Source organism: Deferrisoma palaeochoriense, from assembly GCF_054656955.1.
Map to the genome: position 1 here is coordinate 1 of NZ_BAAHXI010000028.1, position 12578 is coordinate 12578.

General features: G+C 71.4%; 8 protein-coding genes. 6 read left to right on the forward strand and 2 right to left on the reverse strand.

Going from position 1 to position 12578, the window contains the following annotated elements; all coding sequences use genetic code 11:
* The first annotated feature begins 110 nt into the window (after window positions 1-110).
* Window positions 111-2888 carry an aconitate hydratase AcnA gene (acnA, locus tag ACYQ8L_RS09365; RefSeq protein WP_459941526.1) on the forward strand — a complete coding sequence of 926 codons (2778 nt, stop codon included), beginning with the start codon at window positions 111-113 and terminating at the stop codon, window positions 2886-2888.
* 107 nt (window positions 2889-2995) lie between these two features.
* Here the strand turns inward: acnA and ACYQ8L_RS09370 are convergent, their stop codons facing one another.
* Together ACYQ8L_RS09370 and ACYQ8L_RS09375 are read right to left on the reverse strand one after the other, a co-directional pair.
* Window positions 2996-3793: an ABC transporter permease gene (locus ACYQ8L_RS09370; protein ID WP_459941527.1), complete on the reverse strand. Its 798-nt coding sequence runs from the start codon at window positions 3791-3793 to the stop codon at window positions 2996-2998.
* A complete protein-coding gene (locus ACYQ8L_RS09375; protein WP_459941528.1) occupies window positions 3790-4446 on the reverse strand; it encodes an ABC transporter ATP-binding protein in 657 nt (218 codons plus the stop codon). The genes ACYQ8L_RS09370 and ACYQ8L_RS09375 overlap by 4 nt, the downstream gene beginning before the upstream one ends.
* Window positions 4447-4828: 382 nt before the next feature.
* On the opposite strand from ACYQ8L_RS09375, the gene ACYQ8L_RS09380 reads away from it, so the two are divergent.
* The 5 genes from ACYQ8L_RS09380 to ACYQ8L_RS09400 all read left to right on the forward strand — a co-directional run bounded on the left by ACYQ8L_RS09380 (window position 4829) and on the right by ACYQ8L_RS09400 (window position 12560).
* Window positions 4829-6082: a hypothetical protein gene (locus ACYQ8L_RS09380; RefSeq protein ID WP_459941529.1), complete on the forward strand. Its 1254-nt coding sequence runs from the start codon at window positions 4829-4831 to the stop codon at window positions 6080-6082.
* A gap of 29 nt (window positions 6083-6111) precedes the next feature.
* Entirely contained in the window at window positions 6112-6570 is a 459-nt protein-coding gene (locus ACYQ8L_RS09385; protein WP_459941530.1) for a cytochrome C, read from the forward strand.
* A 30-nt stretch (window positions 6571-6600) separates the two neighbouring features.
* The gene (locus tag ACYQ8L_RS09390; protein WP_459941531.1) at window positions 6601-8181 is read left to right on the forward strand and encodes a hypothetical protein; all 1581 of its coding nucleotides are present in this window, start codon (window positions 6601-6603) and stop codon (window positions 8179-8181) included.
* Window positions 8182-8315: 134 nt separating this feature from the next.
* Window positions 8316-10931, forward strand: coding sequence for a carboxypeptidase regulatory-like domain-containing protein (locus ACYQ8L_RS09395; protein ID WP_459941532.1), 2616 nt, complete (start codon window positions 8316-8318; stop codon window positions 10929-10931).
* Between the two features lie 123 nt (window positions 10932-11054).
* Window positions 11055-12560, forward strand: a complete 1506-nt coding sequence (locus ACYQ8L_RS09400) for a sensor histidine kinase (protein WP_459941533.1) — start codon at window positions 11055-11057, stop codon at window positions 12558-12560.
* Window positions 12561-12578 lie beyond the last annotated feature (18 nt).

The window sequence follows — 12578 nt, forward strand, 5'->3', positions numbered from 1 at the left end:
GTCCTAACGGCCGCGCGTCCGCCCGGCCCGCGCGCGCTTGCACCCACCCGGCGGCTATGGAATCCTTTGCGGCTCTTCGCTTGACCCCCTGCCAGCAAAGGAGCCGCACCATGGCCAACCCGTTCTCGTCCCGGATCTCGCTCGAAACCGCCGCCGGCCGCCTGGATGCCTTCAGCCTGCCGGCTTTGGAGCGCCAGGGCCTGGGTCGGGTCTCGACCCTGCCGTTCACCCTCAAGGTGCTCCTCGAGAACCTGCTTCGCCACTGCGACGGGTACCACGTCACCGAGGACGACGTGGCGTACCTGGCCGGGTGGGACCCGGTGGCGGGGGAGCAGCGCGAGATCGCGTACATGCCGGCCCGGGTGCTCCTCCAGGACTTCACCGGGGTGCCGGCCGTGGTGGACCTGGCGGCCCTGCGCTCGGCCATGGCCCGGCTGGGCGGCGACCCCAAGCGGATCAACCCCCTCATCCCGGTGGACCTCGTGATCGACCACTCCGTGCAGGTGGACCGGTTCGGCACCGAGGACGCCTTCGGCTTCAACGCCCGGAAGGAGTTCGAGCGGAACCGCGAGCGCTACGAGTTCCTGAAGTGGGGCCAGAAGGCCTTCGCCAACTTCCGGGTGGTGCCGCCGGCCACGGGCATCTGCCACCAGGTGAACCTGGAGTACCTGGGCCAGGTCGTGGTGGCCCGGGACGGGGTGGCGTTCCCCGACACGCTCGTGGGCACCGACTCCCACACCACCATGATCAACGGGCTGGGGATCCTGGGCTGGGGCGTGGGCGGCATCGAGGCCGAGGCGGTCATGCTGGGCCAGCCCGTGTACATGCTGGTGCCCCGGGTGGTGGGGGTGCGGCTCACCGGGGAGCTGCGGCCCGGGGTCACGGCCACGGACCTCGTGCTCCGGGTCACCGAACTGCTGCGCCAGCACGGGGTCGTGGGCAAGCTCGTCGAGTACTTCGGCGACGGGGTCGGGCGGCTCGCGCTCCCGGACCGGGCGGTGCTCGCCAACATGGCCCCCGAGTACGGGGCCACGGCCGGGTTCTTCCCGGTGGACGAGGAGACCCTCGCCTACCTGCGGTTCACGGGCCGGAGCCCCGACCAGGTGGACCTGGTGGAGCGGTATACCAAGGAGCAGGGGCTCTTCCGCACCGACGGCGGGCCCGAGCCCCGGTACAGCGAGGTGGTGGAGCTCGACCTCTCCACCGTGGAGCCGGCGATCAGCGGGCCCAAGCGGCCCCAGGACCGGATCCCCCTGGGCCGGGTGAAGCGGTCGTTCTACGAGGCCCTTCGCACCACCTACGCCAAGGGCGTGGAGGCCGACCTGCCCGAGGACGAAACCAACTGCCGCTGGGTGGGGGAGGGCGGCCAGCCGCTGGAGGCGCCGGTGGTCCACGCCCCGCGCCGCCACGACACCTACAACGGCCAGCGGGTCCGGGTGGACCTGGACGGGGTCGAGGCCTCGCTGACCCACGGGGCCGTGGTGATCGCGGCCATCACCTCGTGCACCAACACCTCGAGCCCGTCGCTCATGCTGGCGGCCGGGCTGGTGGCCAAGCGCGCCGTGGAGAAGGGGCTCACGGTGCGGCCCTGGGTCAAAACGAGCCTGGCCCCCGGCTCCAAGGTGGTCACCCGGTACCTGGAGGCCGCCGGGCTCCTGCCCTACCTGGAGGCCCTGCGGTTCCACCTAGTGGGGTACGGCTGCACCACCTGCATCGGCAACAGCGGACCGCTCCCCGAACCCGTGGCCCGGGCCGTGGTGGAGAACGATCTCGTGGTGGCCGGGGTGCTGTCGGGGAACCGGAACTTCGAGGGCCGGATCAACCCGCTCGTGAAGGCCAACTACCTGGCGAGCCCACCCCTGGTGGTGGCCTACGCGCTCGCGGGCACGGTGGACATCGACCTCACCCGGGAGCCCGTGGCCCACGACCCCAACGGCGAGCCGGTGTACCTCAAGGACCTCTGGCCCTGCGACGCCGAGGTGCGCGAGGCCGTGGCCCGGGCCGTGTCGGACCGGATGTTCGCCGAGGAATACGGCCGGGTGTTCGAGGGCAACGACCTCTGGAACGCCATCGGGGCCCGGGGGGCCGAGCTCTACGACTGGGACCCGGCCTCCACCTACATCCAGGAGCCCCCGTTTTTCCAGGACCTCACCCTGGACCCGCCGGGCATCCGGCCCATCGAAAACGCCCGGGCCCTGGCCGTGCTCGGCGACTCCGTGACCACCGACCACATCTCCCCGGCCGGCGCCTTCGGCCCCGACACCCCGGCCGGCCGGTACCTCATGGAGCGGGGGGTGAAGCCCGAGGACTTCAACTCCTTCGGGTCCCGCCGGGGGAACCACGAGGTCATGATGCGGGGCACCTTCGGCAACGTGCGGATCCGAAACCGCCTGGCCCCGGGCACCGAGGGCGGGTTCACCACCCACCTGCCCACCGGCGAGGTGCTCCCCATCTACGACGCCGCCATGCGCTACCGGGCCGAGGGCACGCCGCTCGTGGTGCTGGCCGGCAAGGACTACGGCATGGGCTCGAGCCGCGACTGGGCCGCCAAGGGCACGGCGCTCCTGGGGGTCAAGGCCGTCATCGCCGAGAGCTACGAGCGGATCCACCGCTCGAACCTCGTGGGCATGGGGGTGCTGCCCCTCCAGTTCCGGGAGGGGGAGTCGGTGGAGGGCCTGGGCCTCACGGGCCGCGAGGTGTTCACGGTGGAGGGCCTCGGCGAGGACCTCGCGCCGGGCCAGGAGGTCACCGTGCGCGCCCGGGCCGAGGACGGAACGGAGAAGACCTTCCGGGCCGTGGTCCGGATCGACACACCGGTGGAGATGGAGTACTACCGAAACGGCGGCATCCTCCACACCGTGCTCCGGCGGTTGGCGAAGGAGGGGTAAGCGGCTGGGCGGCTAGGCAGCGAGGCAGCTAGGCGGCTAGGCAGCTAGGCAGCTAGGCGGCGAGGCGGCGCCGACGCGGCGCCGGAACGTCCCAGCCTCCTAGCATCCTAGCGTTCTAGCTTCCCAGCCTCGCTTCCTAGCCGTTCCTCCCGGTCGAAGGCGCTTCGGTACCCGGCGAGGAGGGCGAGCACCGAGCCCAGGGCCGTGGCCGCCGCGATCATGAGGAGCACCACGATCTGGTAGGCGGCGGCCGTGCGCGGGTCGGTGCCCGAGAGCACCTGGCCGGTCATCATGCCCGGGATGAACACGATCCCCGCGGCGGCCATGGCGTTGATCGTGGGGATGAGCCCGGCCCGTAGGGCCGCCCGGGCGCTCGGGAGCACGGTCTCCCAGGGTGTGGCCCCCAGCGCCAGCAGGGCCTCGATCTCCCGGGCCCGGGCCCGGAGGTCGGCAAAGAGCCGGTCGAGGCACACGGCCACCCCGTTCAGGGAGTTTCCCACCACCATCCCGCCGATGGGGATCACGTACCGCGGGTCCCACCAGGGCTCCACCCGCACCACGAGGCCCGTGACCGCGAGCGTCACCGTGAACCCCGACACCGCCAGGGCCCCCAGGCCCCGCAGGAAGAGCCCGGGCGGCGCCGCCTGGACCCGGGCCGTGAGGGTCTGGGCCGCCACGGCGATCATGAGCCCCAGGATCCCCAGCACGAGCCACGGGGTGCCCACCCCGAACACCCACCGGAGCACCAGCCCCAGGGCGAGGAGCTGGGCGTAGGCCCGGGCCGCCGCCACGAGGAGCGACCGGGTGAGCCCTAGGGAGAGGGCGAGCGAAAGCCCGGCCGCCACGGCCAGGAACCCGGCCGCGAGGGCGAGCTGCCAGGGGCCGATGGGCAGCGCGCCCGTCACGGGAGCGCCTCCAGCCGCCCGCCGGCGATCCGGAACCGCCGGGTGACCCCGGGCCACGGCTCGCCGTGTCCGGCCACCACGGCCACCCCGCCCTCGCGCGCGAAGCGCCCCAGCCGCTCCGCCACCCGTTCCGCGGCCTCCGGGTCCAGGTTCGCCGCGGGCTCGTCCAGGAGGAGCACCTCGGGCCGGGCGAGCAGCGCCCGGGCCAGGGCGAGCCGTCCCAGTTGGCCCTGGCTGAGCTCCGCCGTGGGGCGGCCGAGCCCGATCTCCCCGAGGCCCAGGAGGCCGAGTTCCCGCTCCAGGGCGCCGTCGTCCGGCACCGGCCCCCCTCTTCGCACCCGCAACCGCCAGGGGGCCCGCAGGTCCTCGGCCACCGTGGCCCCCAGGGCCACGGGCGGAAACGGCGCGAGCACCACCCGGGCCCGCCACCGGTGGGCCGGGATCCGGGCCGCGTCCTCCCCCCGAAGGAGAAGCCTCCCTTCCCACGGCCCGAGCCGGGCGAGCGCCCGGAGCATCGTCGTTTTCCCGGCGCCCGACGCCCCCCCGATCCAGGCCACCTCCCCCGGCCCCAGGGCGAGGTCCACCCCCTCGACCACGGCGGATCCCCCCGCCCAGGCCCTAAGCCCCCGGGCTTCCAGCACCGGCTTCCCCACGGTTTCCTCCCCGGATCTCGGTTGGCCCGCCACTCTGCCCGCGCGTCTCCGGCCCGTCAAGGCGGCCAGCGGGGTGGTCACGGTCTGATCACCCCCGCAGTCCGGTTTGGTCACGAACTGACCGGCGGCCCTTCTCCGCCCCACAGTACCTTGCTGGAATCTCCTAGTGTTTTCCTGGCGCAACCCCGCGGCACGGAATGTGCTAGAGGGCACAAGCGATACGCACATCGGTTTTCTGGAGAATCGTGCCCTGACCCGCGCGACGGTTCGCCTAAATGGATTTCCGGGAGGCGTAGCCGCGGGCCTGGTTTGGCTTAGCACCCACGTCGGGAACTTTTGGATAGGGGGTTTGTGCGCCCCATAGATAAGGAGGCGGAGCCGGATGAAACGAAGGGCAGGAGCCTGGATCGGCGCCGCGGTGCTGGCGGTCGCACCCGGATGGGGGTACGCGTTGGAGGCGACCGTGACGACCGAGACCATCCTTCGGCATTTGGAGCGGGACACCGAAAACGCCGAGAACGCCAAGGCGTTTCCGGTTTACGAGTACCTCGGGTTGGACCTCGCCGGCATCGGGCCGGTGTCGTTCCACGCCTACGGATGGGGGCGGCACAGCTTCGACGGCGCCGGAGTGTTCGAGGACGATTCGGCCGGCGAACTCCTATACGGGTATCTGCGCTACGCGCCGGAGCAGTGGGACCTGGAGGTCAGGGCCGGGAGGACGTCCCTGTTCTCGGGCCCGGCCAACGAGGTGATCGACGGGGTCGTCGCACGGGCGGGCCTGGCGGGGGGCTTCTCGGTGGAGGCGTTCGGTGGAATGCCCGCGGCGTTCGACGCGTCGGGCGGCCGTTCCGGGGATCGCCTCTGGGGGGCGCGGGTGGCGCATCGCTGGGGTTCGTTGTGGGATCTCGGCGTGTCGTTCCAGGCGGCCGACGACGATGGAGACAGGGTCGAGGAGCTCGCGTCGGCGGACGGGACCGTGCGACTTGGGGATCTGGCCTGCTTGCGAGCCCGCGGCGTGTTCAACACGGCGGACGGGGGGACCCAGGAGGTCACCGCCGAGTTGCCCGTGTACGTTGGGCCGTTCACCCTGACCCCGCGGTTCGAACGGTATGAACTCGAGGCGTTTCCCGAGGCCGCGACCACGCGGTCCGGCCCGCTGGGTTTCCTCCGGACGCAGGACGAAACCCTGGCCCTGTTCGGCCTCGACGCGGAGTGGACGATCGGCGGATCGGCGCAGGTGGGGGCGCGTTGGCGGGAGTACCGCTATACGGAGCGCGATGAAGGCGCCCGCTACGGCGGTCTTTTGGGGGCATTCCCGTTCGGCGAGAGTTCCTGGGTTGGGGCAGAGGTGGGCCGGGCCCAGGGAGACGAGGACGAACACCGGTATGTCCTGGGGCGGGCCTGGGCCTACGCGAGCCGGGGTGTGTGGTTCGGCTCAGCGGACCTTGTGGCGGCCCGTTACGACGAGGAGATCGGGGGAGATCGGAGTTCGGTGTACGGCTCCCTCACCGGCGGAGTTCGGGCGCTTGATGACCGTTTGGAGGCGAGCCTCTCGGCCGACTACAGCGCCGACCCGTACTACGACAAGGACGTCCGAGCCCTGGTGAATCTGAAATGGACCTTTTCGGTGCCCTGAACGGCACCGCCTGCGCGGAGAGCATACCCATGCGAAGAACGGTTCGGTGGATCCCGTTCCTGGTCGCGGTGGCCGCGGTTTCGGCGTGCGCCGTGATGCAAGAGCGCGTGCTCCCGACGGCGCACCCGGAACCCCTGGGCAGAGGGAATCCCGTGTGCACCGAGTGCCACGATCCCGTGGGGGACTCCCTGGCGTACCGCGATTTCGACCACGGCCTGCGATGGGCCGAGGAGCATCGGCTACACGTTAAGGGAAGCGAGGCCGTGTGCGGCATGTGCCATGCCCAGAAGTTCTGCAACGAGTGCCACGCCACCCGCGTGGAGCTGAAGCCTTCCGTGTTCCGGCAGGCGGAGACCTACCGGGCCCTTCCGCACCGGGGCGATTACCTCTCGCGGCACCGCATCGATGCTCGGCTCGATCCCACCTCGTGCTTGCGGTGCCACGGAAATCCCAAGACCGCCAAGAGTTGCGCCCGTTGCCACGGGTGACGCGCCGCCAGGCCTAAGGAGAATCGCAGCATGCGCCAGCTCGTTTCGTGTCTGCTCGGTTTGGGGCTCGTCGGCGCCGTGCTGGCGGGTGGGTGCGCCACTGAGGGCGATCTGCCCGACGGGGCTGCCCACCCCGACGGCTGGGTCTCCCTGCACGCAGGGGAACCGGTCGAGGGCTGCACCGTGTGCCACGGTGCAGATTACCGGGGGAGCGGCCGCGCGCCCGACTGCCTGACCTGCCATCTGGAGGGTCCGCCGTTCCGTGCGCATCCGGCCGACTGGGACGACGTTCTGGCGGACCATCGGGGGTTCGCGAGGGCGTGGTCCTGGACTGGGTGCGCCGCTGCGGCCTGCCACGGCGCCGACCTCAGGGGCAGTTCACTCTCGGGGGCGCCCGGATGTTTCGAGTCCTCGTGTCACGAGGCCGGCCCGCCGGCCCCGCACCCCGCCTCGTACTCCGCCCCGGAAGCCCATGGCCGCGCCGCCCGGGCGAATCTGAGGGAATGCGCCGGGTGCCACGCCAGCCATGGGAACCGGTTCGACGGCGGTTTCGTCGCCGACCACGCCATCCTCGGCCGGCCCGGTGGAGACTGCTCCGGCTGCCACCCGGACGCGGGGGCTCACCCGATCGGGTGGGTTCGGGAGGACGCCGGCGACGGCTACCTCGAGACTCACCGGGGAACTCCTCCGGCCGCCATGGACACCGGGTGTGCCCTGTGCCACGCGGTGGAGGCCGCAGGGGCGTCGCCCCAGCCCGAGGCGCCCGGTTGTTTTTCGGCCACGTTCACGAGCGCGCAGGGGGAATCCGTCGGTTGTCACGGGGATGGCCCCGGCGCCGTCTCCCACCAACTGCCCTTCTCCGCCCCCGAACTCCACGGGCCCGGCGCGGTGGAGGACCTCACGCGCTGCCAGTCGTGCCACGGGGAGCCCGGCACCCGGTCCTTCTCGGGTGGGTTCGTAGGCGTGGGGTGCAGCGAGTGCCACGCGAAGGCCGGAGCCCACCCGGCGCGATGGCAGGGGGCGAACGATCCCGACCCGACCTACGCCGCCTCCCACCGCATCGTGGGCCGGGACGGGCTCGAGGCGTGCGGGCTGTGTCACGGGACGACGACGACGGCCCCGAGCCCCGAACCGGAGGCGCCGAGTTGTTTCGCCCCGTTTTCCGCGGAGACGGCGAGCGCCTGCCATCCGGCGGGGCCCGGCGCTGCCTACCGTCACCCCGAGGGATGGGAGAACGACCATGTGGCCGTGAGCCGGATCGGCGTGGGCTCCTGCCTGGCCGAGTGCCACGCGGACGTGCTTAACGAAGGGGTGCTCCAGCCCGGCACGCCCCCCGGGTGCGCCGACTGCCACCTCGGAGGAGCCGCCACGGACGAGCGACTGGTGCACCCGGACGGCGATCCCATCGGGGCCCGATTTGGCCGGCTACCGGGGGAAGACCTGGAAGCCCACGGGGACTTCGTGAACGACCGGGGCGGCGACGCCACTTCCTGCACCCTTTCGTACTGCCACGGCCCCACCCTCGAGGGGGGACGGGCGCCCCGGAACGGCTCGTGGGGCGACGGTTGGAGTTGCTTCGCCTGTCACGACAAGGTGTGGAACAACCCGTAACGGGTTGCCCGTCGAAAGTCCAAATCGAGGAGGTCTGCATGCGGAAAAACCTGGCGCGCGACCGGCCCAACCGTGGCGGGGGGAGCGGTGAGCGATCGGACGGAATCACCCCTCAAACAAAAGGAGGAGAGGCCATGAGACGAAAGGCAGGACTTTGGAGGTTTGCGTGGGTGCTGGCCCTGGGCGGCGCCCTGGCCCTCGGCGGCTGCGCCGGCGACGACGGCGACGACGGCGCTCCGGGCACCAGCGTGGGCAGCATCACCGGCACCGTGACGAACGAGGCGGCGGGGGCGGCCCTGGAAGGTGTGACCGTGACGGCCGAGCCAGGGGGCCGCACCACCACCACCGACGCCAACGGCGCGTACAGCCTGCCCGACCTGCCCATCGGGCCCTATACCCTCACGTTCGCCAAGGACGGCTTCGCGGCCGAGACGGAAAGCGTGGCGGTCACGGCCGGTGAGACGCGCACCGTGGACGTGGCCCTCGCCCCCGACTCTCCCGTGGTCGTCGACGTCACCCTCGAGGGCGACGCGCAGCCGGGCGCCACGATGACGGCCTCGGTGTCGGTCACACCCTACGATGGGTCCCAGGTCCAGGAGATCCGGGTGACCCAGTCGAACAGCGTGGAGGTCGCGATCGAGAAAAACGAGGACGGTACCTTCACGATCACCCTCCCCGACCGCGACGCCTACAAGGCCGAGCTCCTCAAGGCCCTCGACGAGCCGGCCATCGGCCCGGACGAGTTGCCCGAAAACGTGCCGGTGCCGGAGGAGGGCGAGGGGCGCGAGTTCCTCCTCGACCGGTTCTACGTGTTGGGGATCAACCCCTTCGCCCTGGAGGAGGCCGGCCACGTGGGGCTCACCGTGACCGTCGAGACCACTTCGGGCACCTACACGAAAACGGTGGACATCCACACCGAGCTTCCCTGGAGCCCAGCCGCGGGCCTTCGGAACGCGCCGATCGGCGTGCCGGTGCTTTTGCAGGGGGCGGAGCAGGAGGACTACGACTGGAGCCTCACGGCGCCCAGCGGGTCCGCCGCGCAGTTGGTGGACGCCCAGACCCGGAACCCCGAGTTCACCCCGGACGTGCCGGGCCTCTACGCCGTAACCGAGGCGAACAGCGGGGAAACGCTAGAGATTTACGCCGCCCGGTGGGAAGGTGGCCTCACGGCCCTCGACGGGGACGGCCGGCCGGTGCTTGGGGCCTGCACGGGCTGCCACGATGGGGACCCCGCCACCGCATACCACGAGTTCGAGGAGTGGCCCGCCACCGGCCATGCCGAGATCTTCACGGACAACCTGAACCGGGGCTCCGCGGGCCATTACGGCGAGGGGTGCTTCGTCTGCCACACCGTGGGGTGGGACGACGCCGCCGCGAATGCCGGGTTCGACGATCTCGCGACCTATGACCTGTTTTTGGAGGAGTTCTTCCCCGAGGGGCACCCGGCGGGCGGGAGCGACAATTTCAACCAATTCCTGCAGAACTTTCCGGAGATCGCCCGGCTTTCCAACATCCAGTGCGAGAACTGCCATGGCCCCAACGGGGCGGGTGGGGCCCACACGAACGGCATCGGAAACCGGGTGAGCTTGTCCTCCGATTTGTGCGCCGTGTGCCACGGCGAGCCGCTGCGCCACGCCCGGTTCCAGCAGTGGCAGCTGAGCGGCCACGCAAACATGGAACTCGCCCTGGAGGAGGGGACGCGCGGAAGCTGTGCCCGATGCCATACGGCCAACGGCTTTATCGCTTGGGCAGAGCTGGGGTTCGATCCGGGCGAGACGCCGGAGGTGGCTTGGACCCCGGACGAGATCCAGCCCCAGACCTGCGTGGCCTGCCACGACCCCCACGCCATCGGCACCCAGTCGGGCACGGGCGGCGGCAACGCCACGGTGCGCGTGCAGAACGACACCCCGGAGCTGGCCGCCGGGTACCGGGTGGTGAACGCGGGGCGGGGTGCCATCTGCATGGTGTGCCACAACACCCGCCGGGGTGAGGTGGTGGAGCAGGATCTGGACGAGGTCATCGTGAACGGCCGTGCCCCCCATGGCGGGGCCCAGGCCGATGTGCTCATGGGCCAGAACGCCTTCTTCGTGGAGGTGGGCGTGCGGGGCAAGCACAGCCTGATCGAGGACACCTGCGCCAACTGCCACATGGTGCAGACCCCCCCACCGGACCTCCTGGCGTACAATCGGGGCGGCACGAACCACACCTTCTACGCGAGCAAGGACATCTGCGCGAACTGCCACACCTCGATCACGGCCGAGGAGATGGAAAACACCGTGGGCGTGGAGGTCGACCTGCTGGGTGAAGCCCTGCGCCAGAAGATCGCCGAGCTCCTGATGGCCTACGTTGACCAGGGGCTTACCGTCACCTTGACGAACATGACCGACCCGGCGGACGAAAGCGCTACACTGGATGACGTGATCCTGCAAACCGGTGATCAGGTCGAGGTGACCCACTTCGCGGACTCCCACGGCCGCCAGGCGATGGACGTGAAGGTCACGCGCGGCGGGGAGGAGATCGTGTACGGGCACCTCCAGCTGCGGCACGTGAACGTGGAGGACGGGACCCTGTTGACCTACGGCGCCGCCGACGGCGAGGGCCCGGGTGAGCTCATCGCCAAGGCGGGGTGGAACTACCTCCTCATCGAGAACGACGGAAGCCACGGCATCCACAACCCGAGCTTCGCCGTGGCCGTGGTAACCCAGGCCCGCCGGGTCGTCGAGGGCATCGAGGCGCCGGCCGGCGAGTGATCGCCCGGGTGGCGAGCCGAAAGGCACGTGTGCGAAAGGGTGCGTAATGGGAACGCGGCGGGCCCCTCGGGGCCCGCCGTTTTGTTGGGGCTTTGCTCCGGGGTCGAGGACGGGTAGGCTGGCATGATGGCAAGGGAAGGGCAGCACCCCCGACGGTTGGGGCTCTTCGAGATGCTGGTGCTCCTTTTGGCCTCGGTGACGATCGGGGGGGCCGGGTTCACCGCGGTGGCGCTGTACCGGACGACCCAGGACCTCCTCCTGCGAAGCCTGGAGGTGCGTGCCCGGGCCGCCGCGGGCTTCGGGGCCCTGCTCGCCGCCGACGCCCTCGCCGAGGGAAACCCCGGCCGGATGACTCGATACGTGGAGGGCATGGCCCGGAACAGCCCGGAAACCTGGGTGGCCGCGCTGGTGTTCGACGCGGCCGGGGTGCTCGTAGCGCGGGGGGGCGACGTGGACACGGGTGTTCTGTCGCTGGCCCGGCGCGCCCTGGCACGGCCCGGCACGCCGGTCTGGAGCCCCGGTCGAAGACCGGATGGGATGGTGGCCTGCGCCGTTCCGGCGGAAACCGGCCGGGAGATCGGAGGGCACTACGTCCTCCTGGGCCGCCTCGGGCCGGAGGCCCCCCACCTTTCGGCTGTGCGCCGGTACGGGGTGGGAGTGGCCGCGGTCATGGGCTGCGGGCTCCTGGCTTCGTTACTGCTGGTCCGCTGGCTCGCGGGGCCCATCGAGCGGCTCGAGGCCGTGGTGGGGCGGGTGCGGGAGGGCGACCTCTCGGTGCGGGCCGAAGAGGGCGCCTGGGGCGAGGCCGGGCGGTTGGCCCGGGGGGTGAACGCCATGCTCGACCGGATCGAGCGGCTGGTGGCCGAGGTGCGAGACGCCGAGGCCCGGGCCCGGCGGGCCGAGGAGCTCCAGAGCCTCGCCCACCTCGGGGGCGGGCTCGCCCACGAGATCAAGAACCCCCTGACCACGGTGCGTCTCCTCATCGAGTCCATGGTCCGGGAGGCCCGGGACGGGGGAGAGCGGATCGAGGTGGCCCGCCAGGACCTGGAGCTCCTGGCGAGCCAGGTGGCGAAGATCGACGAGGTGCTCGAGGAGTTCGTGGCCTACGCCCGGCCGCGGCCGCTCAGGCCCGGGTCGGTGGACCTGGGGGACGTGTTCGGGGCCGTGGTGGAGGCCCAGGCCGTGGCGGCCCGGGAGCGGGGGGTGCGCCTGCAGGCGTTCCCCGGCCCGCCGGCGAGGGTGTGGGCCGACCGGCAGCGGTTGGAGCAGGCGCTGACCAACCTGGTGGCAAACGCGCTGGCCCATTCGCCTCCCGGCGGAACGGTGCGGGTGGGATGGTCCGGGGGTGACGGCCGGTTCACCCTGTGGGTCGAGGACGAGGGCGAGGGGATCCCCGAGGAGATCCGGGGCCGGATCTTCGAGCCGTTTTTCTCGAAGCGGGAGGGGGGCATGGGCCTGGGGCTGAGCATCGTGCGCTCGGCCGTGCTCCAGCACGGCTGGGAGATCGAGGTGGAGGACACCGCGGCCGGCGGGGCGCGGTTCGTGATCCGGGGGGAAACCGGCGTGGACGACGGGGAAGGGGCCGGGCCGGAATCCGCCTCCCAGCCTCCCGGCCTCCCAGCTTCCTAGCCTTCGAGCCGAGGTAGC

Coding starts and splice junctions, on each gene's coding strand:
- ACYQ8L_RS09380 (WP_459941529.1), top strand. CDS start 4,829: ATGAAACGAAGGGCAGGAGCCTGGATCGGCGCCGCGGTGCTGGCGGTC.
- ACYQ8L_RS09395 (WP_459941532.1), top strand. CDS start 8,316: ATGAGACGAAAGGCAGGACTTTGGAGGTTTGCGTGGGTGCTGGCCCTG.
- ACYQ8L_RS09400 (WP_459941533.1), top strand. CDS start 11,055: ATGATGGCAAGGGAAGGGCAGCACCCCCGACGGTTGGGGCTCTTCGAG.
- ACYQ8L_RS09390 (WP_459941531.1), top strand. CDS start 6,601: ATGCGCCAGCTCGTTTCGTGTCTGCTCGGTTTGGGGCTCGTCGGCGCC.
- ACYQ8L_RS09385 (WP_459941530.1), top strand. CDS start 6,112: ATGCGAAGAACGGTTCGGTGGATCCCGTTCCTGGTCGCGGTGGCCGCG.
- acnA (WP_459941526.1), top strand. CDS start 111: ATGGCCAACCCGTTCTCGTCCCGGATCTCGCTCGAAACCGCCGCCGGC.